Source organism: Flavobacterium dankookense, assembly GCF_004362665.1.
Taxonomy (GTDB): domain Bacteria; phylum Bacteroidota; class Bacteroidia; order Flavobacteriales; family Flavobacteriaceae; genus Flavobacterium; species Flavobacterium dankookense.
The window spans coordinates 278,684-300,251 of the sequence record NZ_SNXR01000013.1; the positions used below are offsets into that span (position 1 = coordinate 278,684).

The following is a 21,568-nucleotide window of genomic DNA, read 5'->3' on the forward strand; positions in this document are numbered from 1 at the left end:
AAAAAATATTTTAAACTATTAAAAATCAATTTAATGCATTTTTTTATATAAAAAATGATGTAGTAATGTAGTAAAAATACAATGTTACTATAACGATTTAGTTCACTACATTAGCTAAAACAAAATAACATACCCGAACATGAAATTTTATTTAGCTTATTTTTCATTTCTCATTACTTGTGTCTCATCTTATGGACAAGATATAAAAGGACAAGTAAAAGATGATAATGGTTTGCCATTACCAGAGGTAAACATTGTCGTAAAAAACAAAAATATATTTGCCAAAACCGATTTTGATGGAAACTTCACCATCAATGCTGAAACAGGAGATCTCATTGAATTTTCTTTCTTAGGTTATGATAATTTGACATTGCCAGCAAAACAAGGAATGATAGTAACTTTAAAAGAAAGTAATCAGCAGTTACAAGAAATTGTTGTTATTGGTTATGGAACTAAAAAAGCAGGTGCAATTACTGGTTCTGTTGTACAAATTAAAGCCAACGATATCATCAAAACTCCAGCTCAATCTGCTATTCAATCCATTCAAGGAAAAGCTGCTGGTGTTAATATTGTAACCAATGATGAGCCTGGTGCTAGTCCAACGATACAAATTAGAGGTTTAGGAACTTTATTAGGTGGTCGTACTCCTTTGTATGTTATTGATGGAGTTGAAGCCAGTAGTATTAGCAATTTAAGTCCGAATGAAATTGCAACTATGGATATTTTGAAAGATGCTTCGTCCTTAGCTATTTATGGACAAAAAGGTGCTAACGGAGCAATTATCATTACAACCAAAAAAGGGAAAGTAGGTAAGGTAAAAATATCGTACGATTCTTATTTTGGCGTAAAACAAATCCAACGAGAAGTTGAAATGAGTGATACTAATTTTTATACTTATTACAATAATGTTGCGTTGGGTTCAACAACCTATTTTAATTCTTCTCAACCTTATAATACAAAATGGCTTGATGAAATTACCTCATTAGGACAAGTTACCAATAATTTTATTTCGTTATCAGGCGGAAATGACACAGCAAATTACTACTTAGGATATACCAATTATGCTGAAAAAGGTATTTTAGATGGCACTGAGTTTAAAAGAAATAATATCAATTCACGAACTCAATTTAAACTTTTGGATGATAAACTAAAAATCACTCAAAGCACTAATTTAGCTTTTACTAACAGCACTCCAAAGCCTTTAAGTGCTTTTACAAATGCTTACAAACAGTCACCAATTGTACCTGTTAAATTTCCAAATGGTCGTTGGGGCGTTCCATTACGTAATCCAGCTACAGGACAAATCGATATAAACGGAAGTGATCGATTTAATAATGTTGGAAATCCAGTAGCACAATTGTTTTATACTAATGAACAAAATAAGAGTTTTAGTTTGCTAGGTTCTATCATGGCTGAGTTAAAAGTTCATAAAGACATAACTGTTACTTCTTCATTTGGAGCAACTTATGATGTTACAAAAGGTTTTACATACACGCCATTAGCCGATATTTTCTTATCACAAAACCCTACTAGCACTTTGGAAAGTTATGAAGCTACTTTTGGACCAAAAACGCCATTATACAATTCATTATCGCAAAGACGTTCTGAATCTTATATCTGGAATTGGGATAATTTTGTGACTTACAATAAAGATTTTGGAAATCATTCGATAACCGTTTTAGGTGGTATGTCGAGAACAACAAAGAATAATTTTGAAAATCTTTCAGGAAATCGTTTTAATGTTCCTGAACAATCGAATTATTGGTCATTAAATTTTTCGTCAAATAATACTTTGATAGATCCATCACAAGTAGTTCAAAATTTCAGATTAACTCCAGTTGTATCCATTGCTTATTTTGCTAGAGCAGAATATGATTACAAGGATAAGTATTTATTATCTGTAGTAATGCGAAGAGAAGGAACCAGTGTTTTTCAAAATTCTAAAAAATGGGGATTATTTCCAGCAATATCAGCTGGTTGGGTGATTAGTGATGAAGATTTTTTCAAAAATATTAAGACAATAAACAGTCTTAAATTTAGAGCAGGTTACGGTGAAGTAGGTAATAGTAATACCGGAAATGCTACAAACAATATTGTGTTTAATCCAGGTGTAAATTACACTTTTGGTGCAGATCAAGCTATATTTCCCGGTTCAGCAGTTCCTTATGATGTAGATCCAAATTTAACTTGGGAAACGATGAGAGAATTTGATTTTGGTATTGATTTTTCTATGTTAAACAGACGTTTAACAGGTTCAATAGAATATTATAATCGTCAGTCAACTGATATAATATTGCCTGTAACTATTCCAAGAGTACTTTCTTCTCAATCGGTTTACGTTAATTCAGGAACAGTTAGTAACATTGGTCAAGAATTAACATTACGTTGGGCAGATGAAATTAATGATAATTTTAATTATTGGATTGGAGCCAATTTTTCAAACAATAAAAACAAATTAGAAAAAGTTGACAATTCATTCTTTGCTAATTTTATTGGTGGTGATTTAGGAAATGGTCAATTTACTAAGCAAGTATTAGTTGGAGAAGCTTTGGGTAGTTTTTATGTGTATCAAGTAACTGGTTTTGATGGTGATGGTGCATTTACCTATAGTGACGAAAGAGTAAATGCTGGAAGTTATATCCCAACCTATACGTATGGTTTAAGTTTTGGTGGTGGATACAAACAGTTTGATTTTTCTGTCGATACTTATGGTGTTGGTGGAAACAAAATATATAACGGAAAAAAAGCACAACGTTTTGGTGGTGAAAATGTAGAAGTAGAAGTATTAGAAAACTTCTGGTTACCTAACAATACAAATGCTACAAATCCAAAACCATTTAATAGTGTTCCAAGAGCTTCAACCTATTACATTGAAGATGGTGATTATTTTAGAATTAACAACATTACAGTAGGTTATACATTCAAACAATTTTATGATAAAATAGATAAAATTCGCTTGTTTGTTACAGCAATCAATCCATTTATTATTACAAAGTACTCTGGATATTCACCAGAAGTAACTGGTGATCCTCTTGGTCGTGCAGGTATTGAGTTAGATGCCTATCCAACCAACAGAACTTTCCTAATCGGATTAAATGCTTCATTTTAATAAAAAGAATATGAAAAATATAAAATATTTTAAAGCGATTGCATTAGTAGTTTTTAGTTCAATTTTATTTTCCTCTTGTGAAGAAGATTTAAACGTTGAACCAAATGATACTATCAATGAAATAGATTTTTTAAACAATCCAGATAATGCCATAAAACTCGTTAATGGTGTTTACAACAAACAATTGGATTTTGAAATGTATTCTTTTTCATGGATAGGTATGACTAGTATAACATCTGATGATGCCGATAAAGGTTCATCCGTTAGTGATACTGGAGCAGATAAAAATAAAATGGACAATCTTACTTTCGAGGCTAATGATATTTCATTTCGTGAAGTTTGGCAGGGAAGATATGATGGAATTGGTAGAGCGAATAATGCTTTGTTCTATTTAGAGCAACTACAAATTGATCAAACCTTAAAAAACAGATTAATTGGTGAGGTGAAATTTTTAAGAGCCTTATTTTATTTTGACTTAGTTCGATGTTTTGGAGGAGTTCCATTAGTAACTTCAAAAATAGATATAAACGACTCTGAATTAATCAATCAAGTAGTTTTTACCAGAAAAACAAAAGAAGAAACCTATGCACAAATAGAGGCAGATTTATTAGATGCCATAGAACTACTTCCTCTAAAAGGACAATATAGTTTGAATGATTTGGGTAGAGCATCAAAAGGTGCTGCTGAAGCTTTATTAGCAAAAGCCTACTTATATCAAAACAAATGGCAACAAGCATTTGACATGTCAGGAAATGTTATTGGTTCAGGTCAATATGGTTTGTTGACCAATTATCAAGATGTTTGGCGCGAAGTAGGAGAAAATAAATTAGAATCTATTTATGAAATACAATCCTCTTCTGGAAATGCACTTAGAAGTTATTCTTATGTTCAAGCACCAAGAGGAACACCCGATTTGGGTTGGGGTTTTAATACACCATCTACTTCATTAGAAAGTGCTTATGAGCCAAATGATTTGAGAAAAAGTGCAACAATATTATATAGTGCTAATACACTTTGGGATGGTTTTCCTGCATCTCCAGGTTGGTCAAATCCTCGCTACAACTATAAATCCTATCACAGTTCCATACAAGAAACATGGAATGGTGACAGAGAGCAAACAGGGAAGAACTTGAGAATTTTGAAGTATAGCGATATACTATTAATAAGAGCTGAAGCCGCTTTAAATTTAGGAAATACTTCAGAAGCTTTAGAAAAAGTAAATCTTTTACGCGTTCGAGCTGGTTTAACAGAATTAACAAGCATAACAATGGATCAACTATTACACGAAAGAAGGCTAGAAATGGCAATGGAACACGATCGTTGGTTTGACCTTGTTAGAACAGGAAAAGCAGTTTCCGCCATGGCTGCCGTTGGAAAAACATTTATTGTTGGAAAACACGAACTTTTTCCAATTCCAGAAAGTGAGATTATCCTAAGTGGAAATCGATTGATTCAAAATCCTGGCGGCTATTAAAAATTAGTAATTAACCTTAAATTAAATATTTTATTATGAAAACAAACAAAATTTTATTGAATTCGATGATTTTATTATCATCAGTGGCTTTCGTTGCTAGCTGTAGTGATGACGATGGACCATCTTTACCTCCAATTGGTGGATATGATTCCGCTAATGACGTTGGTGCTGCTGATTTAGTAGCTTATTGGCCATTGAACGGAAATGGTAAAGAATCATTATCCAATACAAATCCATCTAGTAGTGTTGGAGCCACTTATGAAGCAGGTGCAAAAGGACAAGGAGTTAAGTTAGCAAATGGTTATTTGGCTTACCCTCAAATTACGGCACTTGGTTCAACTATGCAAAACGTGACTATAAGTCTTTGGGCTAAAGTAACTAATAATGGTGGACCAGGTTCAACAACAGGAAGACCAACTATGTTATTTAACCTTGACAGACAAAACGAATGGGCAGGAAATATTAACTTATTTGCTGAAACAGGATGGTACGCTTCAACAAATGATACATTGGTATTGAAAGGACTAGCGGTAATTAAAAACTTGGATGGTTCTGCTAATTTCCAAGATGTTATTAATTCTCCAAAACCTTCTGCAGCAGATATTGCTAATGGTCATGTAGGTAACGCAAACAAAAACGGAGCGAAATGGGCTCATTATGTAGCAACATGGGAAGCAAGTACTGGAAAATTCTTGTTGTACGCTAATGGTCAAAAAATATCTAATCCAGCTTTTGAAGTAAGAGGTGGCGGAAACCCATTACCACTAAACTTTTTTACACCTACAAAACCAATAATTGGAACTTTCCAAACAGTAGTTGCTGGAAATCCAGATGCATGGCAAACTCCAGCAGAAGCTAATATAGATGAGATCCGTGTGTGGAAAAAAACATTAAATGCTGCTGACATCAATGCGCTTTATGAACTAGAAAAAGCAGGAAGATAATTCATGTTTTAATATAAATTTTATAAAAGTCTGGCGGTTAGCCGTCAGACTTTTTAATTCAATTATCTTTATTCATCAATCATGAGATACTTTTCAAAAATAATAAGCCTTTTACCATTTTTATTAATGTCTTGTTCTTGTTCGGATAAGTCAAACGGTCAGCCTGAACCTGAACCAATTCCACAACTTTCTGACGAAGAGTTAATGACAAAAGCACAGCAAGATGCCTTTAAGTACTTTTGGGATTATGCTGAAACCAATTCAAAACTAGCGCGCGAACGCTATCATGTCGATGAAACTTACGTTGATGCAAATCTTGTTGCCACAGGTGGTTCGGGATTTGGATTAATGAATATCATAGTCGGTATCGAAAGAGGATTTGTGCCTAGAAGTGAGGCAATAGCAAGATTAGAAACAGCACTAACGTTTCTTGAAAATGCAGATAGATTTCATGGTGCTTGGCCACATTGGTTAAATGGAACCAACGGGAATGTTGTTCCTTTTGGAAACGATGATGATGGTGGTGATATTGTTGAAACTTCCTTTTTATGTCAAGGATTAATTTGTATTAGAGAATATTTCAAAGATGGTACTATTCAAGAACAGGCATTAGCTCAAAAAGCCGATGACTTGTGGAAAGGCGTAGAATGGAGTTGGTACACCAAAGGTGAAAATGCAATGTATTGGCATTGGTCACCAAATTATGAATGGATAAAAAATTTCAAATTAGAAGGTTACAACGAATGTTTGATAACTTACATAATGGGTGCAGCTTCACCAACACATCCAATTCCATCGGAAGCCTATCATCAAGCATGGGCAAGAAATGGAAATATTGTAACCGCAGCTTCCAATTATGGGTTTCCAAAAGTATTTAATTACAACGGTTCAAGTATCGTTGGTCCAATGTTCTGGGCGCATTATTCTTATTTAGGTCTTGACCCAAGAGGTTTAACCGATCAATATGCTAATTATTGGACGTTAACTCAAAATCATACTAAAATTATGCATGCGTATTGTGTTGCTAATCCTTTAAGCTACACTGGTTATGGTGAAGATTGTTGGGGATTAACAGCTAGTTATTCAAGAAATGGCAATGGAACAGTTGGGTATACCGACCATAAACCAGGAAATGATAGAGGTGTAATTTCACCAACAGCAGCTTTGTCATCTTTTCCATATACACCAGTTGAGTCAATGAAAGCACTTCGCTTTTTCTATGAAAATGCTGATTGGAAAGACAGACTAATCGGAGTTGCTGGACCGTATGATGCTTTTTCACCACACTTTAATTGGTTTACAAGACGCTATCTTGCTATTGATCAAGGAACCATAGCACCAATGATAGAAAATCATAGAACTGGTCTACTTTGGAATTTATTTATGCAAGCACCTGAAGTACAGCAAGGTCTTCAAAATTTAGGATTTGCTTCGGCTCAGCACGGGTTTTAAAATTTGTTAAATCATGAAAATTAAAGCAGTTCTTGTTACTTTTTTTATAATTATGAAGTTTAGTAGCTTTTCTCAAGAAATTCAAGGTAGTTTTTCAAAAGAAATAAAAACTAAACTTGAACTTAATTACATTCTTCAATTACCAACCAACCAAAAAGAAAAGTTTCCATTACTAATTTTTCTTCATGGTTCTGGTGAAAGAGGAACAGATGTGAACTTGGTTAAAAGCCATAGTCCTTTTACTTATCAAAATTTAATAAAATCACCTGTTGCAATACTAGCACCACAATGTCCTTCGGATGTTTGGTGGGACACAACAGCAGTATATGAGCTTATTCAAGAAACCATTTCAAAATATAATATTGATAAATCCAGAATCTATATAACTGGGCTAAGCATGGGCGGTTGGGGAACATGGAAATTAGCCACTGAACATCCAGATCTTTTTGCAGCAGTTGCCACAGTTTGTGCGCCTGTAGATGTTTTAATGCTCATTAATGCGTCTAAATTAAACATGCCAATTCGTATTTATCATGGTGCTTTAGACGATGTTGTTCTAGCAGAAGACTCGATACTAATGCATCAAGAACTAAAAAAAGAAAATAAACAATCGGAATTATTTATATTTCCAAACGACAATCATAATAGTTGGGATTCTACTTATTCCAACCCTGAATTTTATAAGTGGTTATTCGCACAGCAAAAAAAGTAAATTATAATGAAGCCTACCAAAAACCTATTACTATTGTTTTTGTTCCTGTCAGGAATAAGTTTGAATGCGCAAAAGAAAGCAACAAAGACAATAGCTCCAAAAGAACAATTTATAGCAGAACTAATGGCAAAAATGACTATTGATGAAAAGATAGGTCAGTTGAATTTGCCAACTTCTGGCGATATTACTACTGGACAAGCCAATAGTTCAAACGTTGCTAAAAATATAGAACAGGGAAAAGTAGGAGGTTTATTCAATATCAAATCGGTTGCTAAAATTAAAGAAGTTCAAAAGATTGCAGTCGAAAAAAGCCGTTTGAAAATTCCATTACTTTTTGGAATGGATGTTATTCACGGATATGAAACAACATTCCCAATTCCGCTTGGTTTGTCTTGTACTTGGGATATGAACGCTATCAAAAGAAGTGCTCAAATTGCTGCTCAAGAAGCGAGTGCTGACGGAATTAACTGGACATTTTCGCCAATGGTTGATATTTCTCGCGATCCACGTTGGGGAAGAGTTTCAGAAGGTTCAGGAGAAGATGCTTATTTAGGAAGTCAAGTCGCCAAAGCGATGGTAACTGGTTATCAAGGTGATGATTTGTCAAAAAATAACACCTTACTTTCTTGTGTAAAACACTTTGCACTTTATGGTGCGCCAGAAGCTGGTCGTGATTACAACACCGTTGACATGAGCCGAATTAGAATGTACAACGAGTATTTCCCGCCATACAAAGCGGCTATCGATGCTGGTGTTGGTTCAGTAATGGCATCATTTAACGAAATTGACGGAATTCCAGCCACTGGAAATAAATGGTTAATGACAGATGTTTTACGAAAACAATGGGGTTTTAAAGGCTTCGTTGTCACTGATTATACTGGTATTATGGAAATGGAATATCATGGTGTTGGCGATTTGCAAACGGTTTCAGCTTTAGCACTAAAAGCAGGAATAGAAATGGATATGGTGAGTGACGGTTTTCTTGGCACATTAAAAAAATCTCTCGATGAAGGAAAAGTAACTATTCAAGAAATTGATCGTGCAGTTCGTTTAATCCTTAATGCAAAATACGATTTAGGTTTGTTTCACGATCCATACAGATATTGTGATGAAAAAAGAGCCAAAACCGAAATCTTTACAACCTTAAATAGAAGTGAAGCTAGAAAAATTGCAGCCCAATCATTGGTTTTGTTAAAAAATGACAATCAACTACTTCCTTTAAAAAAATCAGGAACAGTTGCTGTGATTGGACCATTGGCTGATGCCAAAGAGAATATGGCTGGAACTTGGAGTGTAGCAACTAAACAAGAAAACTCTATTTCTTTACTAGCTGGAATACAGTCTGTCGTTGGAACATCTGCGAAAGTATTATACGCCAAAGGAAGTAATTTAGATTATGATGAACAGTTGGAAGAACGCGCAACGATGTTTGGAAAAACGTTACATCGTGACAAACGAACTAAAGAGGAATTGCTATCAGAAGCAGTAAAAATAGCCAATCAATCCGATGTGATTATTTTAGCCATAGGAGAATCAGCGGAATTTAGTGGCGAATCGAGTAGCAGAACAAATATTAAAATACCACAAGCACAAAAAGACTTATTAGCAGCATTACAAAAAACAGGAAAACCAATTGTATTAACCTTATTTACTGGTCGTCCTTTGGATTTAACGGATGAAAATGCAACTGTTCCTGCGATTTTAAATACGTGGTTTGCCGGAAGCGAAGCAGGTTATGCTATAGCCGATGTATTATTTGGCAACGAAAATCCATCAGGTAAATTAACCATGACTTTTCCTCGAACGATTGGTCAAATTCCGATTTATTACGCTGCAAAAAATACAGGAAGACCTTTAGGTAACAAAGAAGGAAAATTTGAAAAGTTTAAAACTAACTATATCGATGAAAGAAACGAACCCTTATTTCCATTTGGATTTGGATTAAGTTATACTACTTTCAGCTATGGCAATCTTTCTATTTCATCTAATAAAATGGCAGCTAACGAAACAATTAAAGTATCCGTTCCTGTAACCAATTCGGGTAATTATGATGGAAAAGAAGTCGTTCAATTATACATTCGCGATGTTGTTGGTTCGGTAACAAGACCAATAAAAGAATTGAAAGGTTTTCAAAAAATTGAATTTAAAAAAGGAGAAACTAAAACCGTAACGTTCGAAATAACTATAGACGATTTAAAATTTTATAATTCTGATTTGCAATTTGTTGCAGAACCAGGAAAGTTCGAAGTATTTATCGGGACAAACTCTGATACTACTAGCAAGATAGAATTTGATTTGGTTAATTAAATTTGTTGTGCACTTCGAGGAAAACCCTTTGGTCATTTGCCGGAGGGTTTTTTTAAATATTCCAAGTTATTTCTATCTTTAGCAAAAATATAACTACATGAAAAAAATATTCTTTGTCATTTTACTTTTGTTTGCTTTTACCGTCAATGCACAAACTATTCTATCACCATCAAAACAAGTTTCACTCGACTTTAAGTTGACTGCTAATGGCATTCCAACCTATGCTGTTACCTATAAAAATAAACCAGTGGTACTTCAAAGTTCGATGGGAATATATTTAAAAGATGGTTCCAATCTTGCTACCAATTTTTCTAGCGAAGGCAAAAAAAATATAACGTTCAACGAAAGTTGGAAACCTGTTTTAGGCGAACAATCAAGTATCGTTAATCACTATAACGAAATGACAGTTGCCTTGTCGCAAGCTGGAACGAATAGAAAAATGAATATCATTTTCAAGGTGTATGATGAAGGAGTAGCTTTTCGCTATGAATTTCCAAAACAAAAAGACTTGAATTATTTTATCATTAAAGAGGAGAAAACCGAGTTTAACTTAGCAGGAAATCATAAAGCATTTTGGATACCTGGCGATTTTGATAGTCAAGAATACGAATACAACGAAACGCTTTTATCTGGAGTTGATACTGAAAAAATAAACCTGAACAACGGAATTGGAGTAAAATCCATTGCAGCAAAATATGCCGTTCAATCGCCATTAATGATGAAATCTGCTGATGGTTTATACATCAATATCTTCGAAGCCGCAACAGTAAACTATCCTGTGATGCATCTTGAATTAAATCCAAAAACCTTCGGATTAACTTCTATTTTAGCACCCAATGCTATTGGCGATAAAGCCTATTTGCAAGCACCATGCGTTTCTCCTTGGAGAACAATTATGGTTAGCGATGATGCACGAACTATTGTGAGTTCAAAAATGACTTTAAACCTAAACGAACCTTCAAAAATTGAAGATACTTCGTGGATTAAACCAATGAAATATGTTGGTATTTGGTGGGAAATGCACGTGGGTAAATCTACTTGGGATTATGCAGGTTCACAAAATGCACAAAATACCGAAACCAGAGAATTAATTGCCAGTGGAAAACACGGAGCAACAACAGAAAATACCAAACGTTACATTGATTTTGCAGCAAAACACGGTTTCGACGGTGTGTTAGTTGAAGGTTGGAACGTCGGTTGGGAAGATTGGTTTGGCAATTGGAAAGAAGATGTTTTCGATTTTGTAACACCTTATCCTGATTATAATTTAGCCGAAATCAATGCCTATGCTAAATCAAAAGGAGTGAAAATGATTATGCACCACGAAACTTCAGGTTCTGTGGCAAATTATGAAAGACATCTTGATAGAGCTTTAGAATTGATGAAAAAATACGGTTATCCTGCCGCAAAATCAGGTTATGTTGGTAAAATTATTCCCCGTGGCGAATTCCATGACGGACAATCGATGGTTAATCATTACAATCACGTAGCGCGTCGTTTTGCCGATTATAAATTGATGGTCAACTCACACGAAAGTTCACGCCCAACAGGTTACCACAGAACCTATCCAAACTATATCGCAGCCGAAGCCGCTCGCGGAAACGAATTCAATGCGTGGAGTAACGGAAATCCGCCAATGCACGAAACCATTTTACCATTTACACGTTTACTTGGTGGACCAATGGATTATACGCCAGGAATTTTTGAAATCAAAATGAGCGCGTACGACAAAACTAAAAAAGAGCAAGTTCACACGACTTTAGCCAAACAATTAGCACTATATGTAACCATGTATTCTCCGTTGCAAATGGCAGCCGATTTACCCGAAAACTACGAAAAATATCCCGATGCCTTTCAGTTCATCAAAGACGTTGCAGCCGATTGGCAAGACAGCAAATACCTCGAAGCGGAACCAGGCGATTATTTAACCGTTGCCCGAAAAGATAAAAAATCCGAAAATTGGTTTCTTGGAGCCATCACCGACGAAAATGCTAGAACTTCTGAAATCAAACTCGATTTTCTTTCGCCAAATAAAAAATACAAAGCCACCATTTATCAAGACGGAAAAACAGCCCATTGGGAGAAAAACCCAATCAACTACGAGATAAAAACGATGACCGTTACTTCAAAATCAAAATTAAAACTGGTTTTGGCAGCTGGCGGTGGAACGGCTATTAGCTTTACTCCAATCAATTAAGAATTACGAATTACAAATTAAAAATTTGGATTATGAATAGAGTTTTATTTTTGATGGTTTTACTTTTTTCGATTTTTTCGATTGGAGTTACTGCACAAAATAAAACCTATTGCAATCCAATCAATATTGACTACGGTTATTGTCCAATTCCTGATTTTGTAAAACAAGGAAAACATCGGGCTACAGCTGATCCTGTTATCACTTTTTTTAAAGGCGAATATTATCTTTTTTCTACCAATCAATGGGGTTATTGGCATAGTAAAGATATGTCTGATTGGAAATTTATTTCTAAAAAATTCCTTCGACCAGAACATAAAGTCTATGACGAACTTTGCGCGCCATCGTTGTCTTTTGTCAATGATACATTGCTTGTTGTTGGTTCAACCCACGGAAAGGATTTCCCACTTTGGATGAGTACCAATCCGTCAAAAGGCGAGTGGAAAGAACTTATCCACAAATCGGAAGCTGCCGCTTGGGATCCGCAAATCTTTTGGGACAAAGACACTGACGAAGTTTATGAATATTATGGTTCGAGTAATTTATATCCATTGTATGGCATGAAACTCAACCGCAAAACGTTTCAACCCGAAGGCGAACGCATTCCGGTTTTAGCATTGAACGACGACGAACACGGTTGGGAACGCTTTGGTGAAAACAACGACAATACGTTTTTACAACCGTTTACCGAAGGTGCTTTTATGACCAAACACAACGGTAAGTATTATTTGCAATATGGCGCGCCAGGAACTGAATTCAGTGGTTATGCCGATGGCGTTTATGTTGGCAATCATCCGCTTGGACCTTTTGAATACCAATCGCACAATCCGTTTTCCTATAAACCTGGCGGATTTGCACGCGGTGCAGGACATGGTGCTACTTTTACCGATGGTAACGATAAATATTGGCATGTTTCCACCATTGGTGTTTGTGTAAAAAATAACTTCGAACGCCGATTGGGCATTTGGCCTGCTGGTTTTGATAAAGATGATGTTTTGTATTCAAACACAGCCTATGGCGATTATCCAACGTTTTTACCATCGGAAAACAAAGGTCATTTAAGCGAAAGCTTTGCCGGTTGGATGTTACTCAATTACAACAAACCCGTTCAGGTTTCGTCAACGCTAGGTGGTTTTCAACCCAATCTTGCTGTTGATGAAGATATCAAAACCTATTGGTCGGCAAAAACGGCTAACAAAGGCGAATATTTGATTTCTGATTTAGGCGAAAAAAGTACCATCAACGCGATACAAATCAACTATGCTGACCAAGATGCGGACATCATGGGCAAACCCGATACCACAACTGGACACAAATACATCATTTACACTTCTGACGATAACAAGAATTGGAAAATAGCAATTGATAAAAGCAAAAGCACCAAAGACGTGCCGCACGAATATATTGAGTTGCAAAAGCCACTCGTTGCTCGTTATTTGAAGTTAGAAAATATCAGTATGCCAACAGGTAAATTTGCTATTAGCGGTTTTCGTATTTTTGGAAAAGGAAGCGGCGAAAAACCATCCGAAGTAAAAGGATTTGTTCCGTTACGTTCTGGACCAGGAGTGAAAGGCGAACGCAGAAACGTTTGGTTCAAATGGCAACAAGAACCTAATGCCGATGGTTACGTAATTTACTTCGGTAAATCGGCGGACAAATTATACGGTTCGATTATGGTGTATGGCAAAACCGAATACTATTTCAACGGACTAGACCGTTCGGATGCGTATTATTTCCAAATTGAAGCGTTTAATAACAACGGAATAGGAGCGAAGAGCGAGATTAAGAAAGCAGATTAAATTAAAAATTACGAATTACGAATTACGAATTACGAATTAAAAACTATTAATTAACCACTAACCAATATAAAAAACCATGAGTACAGAACAAATTAAAACCAATTGGGCACAGTTTATACCGCTAGTAACGGTCTTTTTCTTTTGGGGATTTGTTGCCGCGAGTAACGACATTTTAATCCCAGTTTTTAAAGAAGCATTCGATTTATCACAGGTGGAAAGCCAGTTGGTTTCCCTGGCATTTTATATTGCCTATACTGTTGGTTCGCTGTTATATTTATTGATTTCTTATTTGACCAAAGGCGATTTGATTAACCGTATTGGTTATAAAAATTCCTTAGCCTTAGGTTTAGGAATTTCAGCATTAGGAACATTGTTGTTTTATCCTGCGGCAAACACAGGTTCGTTTCCTTTGATGTTGTCAGGTTTGTTTATTGTGGCACTTGGTTTTTCGTTGCAACAAACGGTAGCCAATCCGTTAGCGATTGCACTTGGACCAATCACTACAGGTTCACAACGATTGACGATGGCTGGAGGAATTAACAACTTGGGTACAACGATTGGACCACTAATTGTGAGTTTCGCTATTTTTGGTTCGGCTACTTCTGGAAATACAGAAATGAGTATTGAGAGTGTAAAAATTCCGTATTTGGTTCTTGGTGCTGCTTTCTTATTAGTAGCTATTTTATTGAAATTCTCTTCCTTGCCAGACAAACCCGCTGCGATTGTAGAATCGGAAAGCGACACCAATAGCGCCAGAAGTTCGGCGTTGAAATACCCACAATTAGTATTGGGAATGATTGCCATCTTTGTATATGTTGGTGTAGAAGTTTCTACAGCTAGTAATCTTCCTGCGTATATGGAGAAAAACTTAGGGTTTTTAACCAAAGATATTGCGCCTTATATTTCCTTATACTGGGCGAGTTTGATGATTGGTCGTTGGACTGGAGCTGTTGAAGCGTTTACCGACAATATGAGTACACAAAAGATATTGCGTTTCATTGCGCCTTATTTAGCGTTTGGTGTGTTCTTATTAGTTAACGCTATTGCCAAACACGATTTAACGCCGTTCTATGTATATGCTTTAATCATTTTAGTATTGATTGCGGCAGATATTGCCAGCAAAGGAAACCCAGCACGAATGCTATTGATTTTCTCTGGTTTGGGCATTGCCGCTTTATTAGTTGGAATGGCAACCGATGGCATGGTGAGTGTGTATGCGTTTACTAGCGTTGGTTTATTTTGCAGTACGCTTTGGCCTTGTATCTTTACTTTAGCCGTTAGCGGATTAGGAAAACACACCAGCCAAGGCAGTAGCTTTTTGATTATGATGATTATGGGTGGTGGTTTTGTGAGCTTACTACAAGGTTACGTGGCAGATATTGCTACTATTCAATCGAGTTATATTGTTGGCGTGTTGTGTTTTGCCTATTTGGCGTTCTACGCTTGGAAAGTAAGCGGTATTCTAAAAACGCAAGGCATTACGTTTGACAAAAAAGTAAGCGGCGGACATTGATTTTAGACTGCTTAGAATTTTAGACTTCTTAGATTTTTAGATTAATAAAGAAACCCTGTTAGTGATAGCAGGGTTTTTTGGTTTTTATGGTGATGTTAAGATTGTAAAGATTACTGAGTAAGTTTTACATAAAATTAATTCCATTTGCTTTTAGTTCCCTTGCTGCTTCTAATATTCCTGTACTACCAATTTTGTCAACAGCTAGTTTATTATGAATTTGGTATTTTAACTTTCTCGAACTTTTTTCAATTTCTATCCAATCCCAATCAATAACTTTTCCATTTACATGATTTTCTGTTTCTCTTGATAATGCTCCTTTCTTACTCCAACTAGTAAAAACAGATTTGGTTAGGACATTTTTATTTATTCCGCTAAATGATAATTGAATTAAACCCCAACCGCTTGTTTCATAACGAAATGTTTTTCCGTTACAATATTTTGGGTTTAGTTCAATTTTTCTAATATTAATTTTGCCTTTATGCCTTGGTGACCAAAGAATAAAACTAACAGAAAAACTCCCACCATCAGATAAATTGAATTTATTAATTATTTCATCTATATTTTTGTATTCCTCAATCTCCTTTTCATATTCAGAAGAAAAATCAAATACTCTAAAATCAGTTTCAGCAAAAATGAATTCAAGAATTTTTATTTTATCATTTTTATCTGCAAAAAAGTGGTAACTCATAATTTTTGTTCTAGACTACTATTCAATTCTATTACTAAATCATGCTTTGTAAATTTCAAAACGTTCTTAACAAATATAGTAAAATAGTTTTTGTGGGCACGGATTGCAAATCCGCGCTATCGGGTTGCCGAAAGTCCCATTTGCAAATACTTACAATCGATTGAAAGTATTTGTTGTTATAAATATAAAAAAATTACAGTAACTACTGCGTTACTTTACTTATTGCTTTATAAACAACCAGTTGGTTTTCTAATGTTTTTATTTGTTCTTCTTTTTCTAGAAGTTGGGCTTTTAGTGCTTTTTCGGCTTTGGTTTCATAGGGAATGTTGAGTTGTTCGCCCAGTTCCATCAAGAAATTATGCTTCACCGCAAGACTAATCCGCCACAAGATGCTAAATTGAAAAGAGGATTGTTTAAAATATTGGTTGAGCGTTGTAGGTAACACGCCTAGATAGTCAGAAACAGAGCGTTTTTTGATTTTGTTTTGCTCAATATGCCATTGGATGAAATTGCCCAAATCCTTTGGATCATCATCCCGTTTTTTGTGAAATCGCCTTTGTATGTCAATCATGATTTGCTATGAAATGGTTAGAACAAATATAAGAAAAAATCTATTATTTGGTTTTTGTACTTAATTAAATTGGTTAAAAAACATAATTCTATTGGTTAAAAAACATAATTCTATTGGTTAAAAAGCATAATTATATTGGTTAAATCGCCTAACATTATTGGTTAAATTACCTAAGTTTATTGGTTAAATTGCATAACTCAATTGGTTAAATTGCATAACTCAATTGGTTAAATTATATAATTCTGTTGGTTAAATTGCCTAACTCTATTGGTTATTTTAACCAAGTAATTGAGTTTGATACTCTTTTCAGTTCTTTTTTTGTCTTTGTAGGTAAATAAAATTTAAGAAGTATACATGTTTCTAAAATCCTGTCAGGTCTAGTGCTGGTTTTATGGAATGGTTTGTTTGAGTTGTTGAACAAGTATTGGAGTCTATTGTGGCGCAAAGCCTTGAGACTATTGATAGCTTGTCTCTATAACTACTATTTTTTTAAATACTTAAGTTTTACTGATTCTCTAATTTTTTTTATGGAATCAATAAATTTAATCCCAAATCTTTTTTCTACTTCTTTATTCATTACTTTTTCATAACAGTTTTTTTCTTCTTCATTTTCTGCGGGTATGCAACCACTTCCGAAAGCATATCTGATACTAATTTTACTATTAGCAAATCGTTCTTTCATTTCATCTGCTTCCATTGTGGTTGTAAACATATTTGAATAAAAGAAGTATTTTAATTTTCCACGCTTGATATCAGCATAGGCTTTCTTTTCATTATCGCTACAACTAGTTTTAACAAAAACTAATCTTTTGTTTTTATTTTTTGGATCAAAAATTTTTTCATCTTCTTCATATTCATAAACTATAATTGTGTCAAGGTTATTTTTATGCTTCTGTTGTTTTTCTTTATTGCATGACAAATAGAGCGGGAAAATTAAAAGTAGTAATATTATTTTTTTCATATCGGATTGTCTTATAGGCTAACCACAGATAGTTTAAAAGTACGGAAAATCAACACTAGGGATATTAGTCTTATATTCATACTACTTTCAACTATATTCAAAAATAACCAAATAATTATAATCTAATACACATTTTTAGGTTAACCAACGTCAAGTATTTATTAAAAACAAAGAAACCCTGTTACTAAAACAGGGTTTTGGATTTTTGGTTAGACCTAACAAGTTTTTAAATCCTGTCAGGTCTAGTGCTGGTTTTATGGAATGGTTTGTTTGAGTTGTTGAACAAGTATTGGAGTCTATTGTGGCGCAAAGCCTTGAGACTATTGATAGCTTGTCTCTATAACTACTATTTTTTTAAATACTTAAGTTTTACTGATTCTCTAATTTTTTTTATGGAATCAATAAATTTAATCCCAAATCTTTTTTCTACTTCTTTATTCATTACTTTTTCATAACAGTTTTTTTCTTCTTCATTTTCTGCGGGTATGCAACCACTTCCAAAAGCATATCTGATATTAATTTTACTATTAGCAAATCGTTCTTTCATTTCATCTCCTTCCATTGTGGTTGTAGACATATTCATATAAAAGAAGTATATTAATTTTCCTCGCTTGATATCAGCATAGGCTTTCTTTTCATTATCAATACAACTGGTTTTAACAAAAACTAATTTTTTGTTTTTATTTTTTGGATCAAAAATTTTTTCATCTTCTTCATATTCATAAACTATAATTGTGTCAAGGTTGTTTTTCTGCTCGTGTTGTTTTTCTTTATTGCAAGACAAATAGAGCGGGAAAATTAAAAGTAGTAATATTATTTTTTTCATATCGGATTGTCTTATAGGCTAACCACAGATAGTTTAAAAGTACGGAAAATCAACACTAGGGATATTAGTCTGATATTCATACTACTTTCTACTATATTTCAAATATAACCAAATAATAATAATCTAATACACATTTTTAGGTTAACCAACGTCAAGTATTCATTAAAATCCAAAACCCTGTTACTAAAACAAGATTTTGGATTTTAATAGAGTAATGTCAAGTTACTTCGAGCAGGAAGTTACCATGCTTAGCAGCCGTCATTTTTACTCAAATCGCGTTTGTAAACTACCTTATCATTATGCTCAATAGAGTCGGCAGACAGTATCAAATAGGGATGATTATTCGAAAGTCCTGCGTTGTGGCTTTTTATAATAATCTTGTCATTTACTTTCAAGCTTTTTAAAGGCTCAAATTCCTTCGGAGTAAATTGTATCATATAGTCTTCGCCATCAATCTTTACCACCAGCCATTTTGGTGCAGTTGTTCCAGTATTTTCACGCTGAAATGTAACCGAAGTTACCACAGCTTCCATTGGGCTAAAAGACGATAGGTTCTTCTTTATTTTATCATAACTGGCTTGTACTTTTTTCCCTTCGGGTGAAGACTTCCAGGCATTGAACTTGATACCGTCAGGCGAAGCTTCCCATTTTTTCTTTTCGGCTTCGTTGGCTTTCTTTTCCGCAATGGTCAACGTTTTTGGTGTTGGTTTTGTTTCTTTTTTAGTTTCACAACTAACGAGTGCTAATGCAATTACGACAACCAGTGGTAAGAGCAACAAACAGTTGATTTTTTTCATATCTTTCATTTTTTTAAATTGATAAGACAAATTTACATTGCTATTTTTCGGCTAGAGTGATTGCGATTGTAAATAAAAATGTAAACTTTGTAAATATATAATTGACATCATGCAACTTATTCAAAATCTATTCTTTACAAAACGAAAATACGCATTTGCATTGCTATTGCTTTCGTTTGTTGTGATTATTTGTTTCGCTTTTAGTAAAACAGATGACGGCGATTTTGATAGTGCTAGGAGAGAAGTTGTACTCCGCAGGATTGGGCATGAATTATTATTGCAGGCTGGTGACAGCATTTCTAGAGTGCTTCCGATAAAAAAAATAGCGGAAAACGAATACCAAATCAGCTTTGAAAAAGAATTTACGTTCCAACCTGATTTTCTGGTAAAAACTACGCAGCGTTTGCTGGCCAATGAACCCTTTGCTAATGATTATGTGGTGAATGTTCTCAACTGTGGCAATGGTAGTGTTGCGTATAGTTATGCTATTTCTAAAAATAAAAAAGATGATATCGTAACCTGCATTGGTAGAAAGCAACCCAAAGCGTGTTACATCATTTCCATTCGATTTAAACCAAAGGGAATTACAGCAACAGCGACCAATTATTTATTGGGCGGTTTGTCGTTTTTAGCCTTGGTTGGTTTTCTTTTTGTAAGCAAAGTTGCTCCACGAAACAAAGCACCAAAAGAAACTACTCACGCAATCCTAACTTTTGGTTCGGTAGTATTTGATTCGCAACAACGACAGCTTCAAATAAACAATGAAACTATCGACTTAACGGGAACAGAAACGCGCTTGCTACTCATTTTAGCATCATCGCCTAATGCAACGATAGAACGAAGCCGACTGCAAAAAGAAATTTGGGAAGATGAAGGTGTAATCGTTGGAAGAAGTTTGGACATGTTTATTTCTAAACTTAGAAAAAAACTTGAATTGGATCCGAAGGTTAATATTGTTGTAATACGTGGCAAAGGATATAAGCTCGAGGTTAATGAATAAGTTCTGAGATGATTTTTGAATGAATCGTTTATTGTCGGGAGAGTTTAGTTCTTTCAGTCTAGTGATTCTTTTATTGAACGTTTTGTCTGCTCAAGTTATTTGGCACGAATTTAAAATCCGTTATATGAAATAAAAAAACCTGTCAGTGTTATTGACAGGTTTTTGGTTTATTATACCATTGCAGCATCGCGCATGGACTTTACTTTGTCGTGATCGTTTTTGAGCAAAACCGCTTGTGCTCTAATCATCGATTGTTGTTCGTGAGTTAGGTTTTCTAAATCAACTTCTAAGGCTTTGGTGTAAGTATCTTTTGCCATGTCTTCGCCAAATTCGCAAGAGCTTAAAATTGTTTTGCGGTCTTTGCCTGTTAATGCTGCTTTTACGTCCATCCAAACGCGGAAGAATTTACCCGTGGTTAATGTTCCTTCGGCAGGCAATCCACCTAGTCTGATTACCTCGATGGTTAGTGCTGTTTTGCATTGGTGACTTGTAGCGGCAAACTGGTGGAAGAGTGTTTTTAAATCGTGTTCTTCGGTTTCTTTTCCTGCGGTTTCGTAGCCTTCAATTCGGTCGTTGTTGATAGTGATTAGCGTGTTTAACACTTCAATTGTTTTTTCGTTTTCCATCTTTGTTTTTTTAGAATTAGTACTTTATTTTCATGCGAAGGCATAATTTTAAAGGTACGCTTCAATAGTAGCTGGAATGTTATAGAATTGTTGGGAAGTGTTGTATTATTATTAGATTGTTAGAATTTTAGATTGTTGGAGTTTTGTTCTTAATTAAGAAAATCACTTGAAAGGATTAGAAAAGATTGGTTTGTCATTTGAGATTTACTTTTCACTTTCATCTTATCCCTTTTTACTTATCCTTTTTCACTCTTTTCTTTAAGTAATCAACATTGATTAAACTCCAAAGGAAAACTAGGATAAATATAATTAGATATTTGAATTGTGCCTTTCCGTTAAGAATATAACTCATCGTTATCAATACTATTGGCATTAAGACAGAAACAATCAGCAGTGAAGTATAGACGTTTAGCGTTGATTTCAGTTCTTTTTCAGTTTTGTTGGTGTATAGTTTATCTAACATAGTTTTGGTTTTCTGTATTCAAATATAAAATTTATTTACGGATAGTTACGTTTGATAAAGTGGATTAAAAACGGAATCAATTTTGTCAAATAAAAAATCCCGCTTTGTTTTGCAACGCCGCGAGATTTCTTC

At 34.6% G+C, this 21,568-nt stretch carries 17 protein-coding genes; 10 read left to right on the forward strand and 7 right to left on the reverse strand.

All coding sequences use genetic code 11. From position 1 onward, the window contains the following. Window positions 1-139 precede the first annotated feature (139 nt). The 9 genes from BC748_RS07840 to BC748_RS07880 all read left to right on the forward strand — a co-directional run bounded on the left by BC748_RS07840 (window position 140) and on the right by BC748_RS07880 (window position 15,504). Window positions 140-3,109: a SusC/RagA family TonB-linked outer membrane protein gene (locus BC748_RS07840; protein WP_133532927.1), complete on the forward strand. Its 2,970-nt coding sequence runs from the start codon at window positions 140-142 to the stop codon at window positions 3,107-3,109. Between the two features lie 10 nt (window positions 3,110-3,119). Beyond that, window positions 3,120-4,583 (forward strand): RagB/SusD family nutrient uptake outer membrane protein, encoded by a 1,464-nt coding sequence (locus tag BC748_RS07845; RefSeq protein ID WP_133532928.1) that lies wholly within the window; start codon window positions 3,120-3,122, stop codon window positions 4,581-4,583. Window positions 4,584-4,618: 35 nt separating this feature from the next. Continuing rightward, window positions 4,619-5,527 carry a LamG-like jellyroll fold domain-containing protein gene (locus tag BC748_RS07850; protein ID WP_133532929.1) on the forward strand — a complete coding sequence of 303 codons (909 nt, stop codon included), beginning with the start codon at window positions 4,619-4,621 and terminating at the stop codon, window positions 5,525-5,527. 81 nt (window positions 5,528-5,608) lie between these two features. Then, window positions 5,609-6,979, forward strand: coding sequence for a glucoamylase family protein (locus BC748_RS07855; protein ID WP_211338551.1), 1,371 nt, complete (start codon window positions 5,609-5,611; stop codon window positions 6,977-6,979). A gap of 13 nt (window positions 6,980-6,992) precedes the next feature. Then, complete coding sequence (locus tag BC748_RS07860; protein WP_133532930.1) at window positions 6,993-7,691, forward strand: carboxylesterase family protein; 699 nt, start codon at window positions 6,993-6,995, stop codon at window positions 7,689-7,691. Window positions 7,692-7,697: 6 nt separating this feature from the next. Beyond that, window positions 7,698-9,998 carry a beta-glucosidase BglX gene (bglX, locus tag BC748_RS07865; RefSeq protein ID WP_133532931.1) on the forward strand — a complete coding sequence of 767 codons (2,301 nt, stop codon included), beginning with the start codon at window positions 7,698-7,700 and terminating at the stop codon, window positions 9,996-9,998. Between the two features lie 97 nt (window positions 9,999-10,095). After that, window positions 10,096-12,195 (forward strand): glycoside hydrolase family 97 protein, encoded by a 2,100-nt coding sequence (locus tag BC748_RS07870; RefSeq protein ID WP_133532932.1) that lies wholly within the window; start codon window positions 10,096-10,098, stop codon window positions 12,193-12,195. A gap of 32 nt (window positions 12,196-12,227) precedes the next feature. Further along, window positions 12,228-13,991, forward strand: coding sequence for a family 43 glycosylhydrolase (locus BC748_RS07875; RefSeq protein ID WP_133532933.1), 1,764 nt, complete (start codon window positions 12,228-12,230; stop codon window positions 13,989-13,991). A 76-nt stretch (window positions 13,992-14,067) separates the two neighbouring features. Continuing rightward, complete coding sequence (locus BC748_RS07880) at window positions 14,068-15,504, forward strand: MFS transporter (RefSeq protein WP_133532934.1); 1,437 nt, start codon at window positions 14,068-14,070, stop codon at window positions 15,502-15,504. A gap of 124 nt (window positions 15,505-15,628) precedes the next feature. On the opposite strand, the gene BC748_RS07885 is transcribed toward BC748_RS07880, so the two are convergent. The 5 genes from BC748_RS07885 to BC748_RS07905 form a co-directional block, all read right to left on the reverse strand. Next, entirely contained in the window at window positions 15,629-16,192 is a 564-nt protein-coding gene (locus BC748_RS07885) for a hypothetical protein (RefSeq protein WP_133532935.1), read from the reverse strand. 202 nt (window positions 16,193-16,394) lie between these two features. Continuing rightward, the gene (locus BC748_RS07890) at window positions 16,395-16,763 is read right to left on the reverse strand and encodes a transcriptional regulator (protein ID WP_133532936.1); all 369 of its coding nucleotides are present in this window, start codon (window positions 16,761-16,763) and stop codon (window positions 16,395-16,397) included. Between the two features lie 481 nt (window positions 16,764-17,244). Beyond that, the gene (locus BC748_RS07895) at window positions 17,245-17,724 is read right to left on the reverse strand and encodes a hypothetical protein (protein ID WP_133532937.1); all 480 of its coding nucleotides are present in this window, start codon (window positions 17,722-17,724) and stop codon (window positions 17,245-17,247) included. 346 nt (window positions 17,725-18,070) lie between these two features. After that, window positions 18,071-18,550 (reverse strand): hypothetical protein, encoded by a 480-nt coding sequence (locus BC748_RS07900; protein ID WP_133532938.1) that lies wholly within the window; start codon window positions 18,548-18,550, stop codon window positions 18,071-18,073. A 248-nt stretch (window positions 18,551-18,798) separates the two neighbouring features. Then, on the reverse strand, window positions 18,799-19,347 hold the full coding sequence (locus BC748_RS07905) for a hypothetical protein (RefSeq protein ID WP_133532939.1): 549 nt from the start codon (window positions 19,345-19,347) through the stop codon (window positions 18,799-18,801). 109 nt (window positions 19,348-19,456) lie between these two features. On the opposite strand from BC748_RS07905, the gene BC748_RS07910 reads away from it, so the two are divergent. Continuing rightward, window positions 19,457-20,347: a winged helix-turn-helix domain-containing protein gene (locus BC748_RS07910; RefSeq protein ID WP_133532940.1), complete on the forward strand. Its 891-nt coding sequence runs from the start codon at window positions 19,457-19,459 to the stop codon at window positions 20,345-20,347. Between the two features lie 170 nt (window positions 20,348-20,517). On the opposite strand, the gene BC748_RS07915 is transcribed toward BC748_RS07910, so the two are convergent. Both BC748_RS07915 and BC748_RS07920 read right to left on the reverse strand, forming a co-directional pair. Next, window positions 20,518-20,973, reverse strand: coding sequence for a ferritin-like domain-containing protein (locus tag BC748_RS07915; protein WP_133532941.1), 456 nt, complete (start codon window positions 20,971-20,973; stop codon window positions 20,518-20,520). Window positions 20,974-21,205: 232 nt separating this feature from the next. After that, window positions 21,206-21,436 (reverse strand): hypothetical protein, encoded by a 231-nt coding sequence (locus tag BC748_RS07920; RefSeq protein WP_133532942.1) that lies wholly within the window; start codon window positions 21,434-21,436, stop codon window positions 21,206-21,208. Window positions 21,437-21,568: the final 132 nt, after the last annotated feature.

Excerpts from the sequence above, each read along its gene's own strand:
- BC748_RS07915 (WP_133532941.1), bottom strand. The coding sequence starts at position 20,973 with ATGGAAAACGAAAAAACAATTGAAGTGTTAAACACGCTAATCACTATC.
- BC748_RS07890 (WP_133532936.1), bottom strand. The coding sequence starts at position 16,763 with ATGATTGACATACAAAGGCGATTTCACAAAAAACGGGATGATGATCCA.
- BC748_RS07880 (WP_133532934.1), top strand. The coding sequence starts at position 14,068 with ATGAGTACAGAACAAATTAAAACCAATTGGGCACAGTTTATACCGCTA.
- BC748_RS07895 (WP_133532937.1), bottom strand. The coding sequence starts at position 17,724 with ATGAAAAAAATAATATTACTACTTTTAATTTTCCCGCTCTATTTGTCA.
- BC748_RS07840 (WP_133532927.1), top strand. The coding sequence starts at position 140 with ATGAAATTTTATTTAGCTTATTTTTCATTTCTCATTACTTGTGTCTCA.
- BC748_RS07860 (WP_133532930.1), top strand. The coding sequence starts at position 6,993 with ATGAAAATTAAAGCAGTTCTTGTTACTTTTTTTATAATTATGAAGTTT.
- BC748_RS07875 (WP_133532933.1), top strand. The coding sequence starts at position 12,228 with ATGAATAGAGTTTTATTTTTGATGGTTTTACTTTTTTCGATTTTTTCG.
- BC748_RS07920 (WP_133532942.1), bottom strand. The coding sequence starts at position 21,436 with ATGTTAGATAAACTATACACCAACAAAACTGAAAAAGAACTGAAATCA.
- BC748_RS07850 (WP_133532929.1), top strand. The coding sequence starts at position 4,619 with ATGAAAACAAACAAAATTTTATTGAATTCGATGATTTTATTATCATCA.
- BC748_RS07845 (WP_133532928.1), top strand. The coding sequence starts at position 3,120 with ATGAAAAATATAAAATATTTTAAAGCGATTGCATTAGTAGTTTTTAGT.
- bglX (WP_133532931.1), top strand. The coding sequence starts at position 7,698 with ATGAAGCCTACCAAAAACCTATTACTATTGTTTTTGTTCCTGTCAGGA.
- BC748_RS07905 (WP_133532939.1), bottom strand. The coding sequence starts at position 19,347 with ATGAAAAAAATCAACTGTTTGTTGCTCTTACCACTGGTTGTCGTAATT.
- BC748_RS07900 (WP_133532938.1), bottom strand. The coding sequence starts at position 18,550 with ATGAAAAAAATAATATTACTACTTTTAATTTTCCCGCTCTATTTGTCT.
- BC748_RS07870 (WP_133532932.1), top strand. The coding sequence starts at position 10,096 with ATGAAAAAAATATTCTTTGTCATTTTACTTTTGTTTGCTTTTACCGTC.
- BC748_RS07855 (WP_211338551.1), top strand. The coding sequence starts at position 5,609 with ATGAGATACTTTTCAAAAATAATAAGCCTTTTACCATTTTTATTAATG.
- BC748_RS07910 (WP_133532940.1), top strand. The coding sequence starts at position 19,457 with ATGCAACTTATTCAAAATCTATTCTTTACAAAACGAAAATACGCATTT.
- BC748_RS07885 (WP_133532935.1), bottom strand. The coding sequence starts at position 16,192 with ATGAGTTACCACTTTTTTGCAGATAAAAATGATAAAATAAAAATTCTT.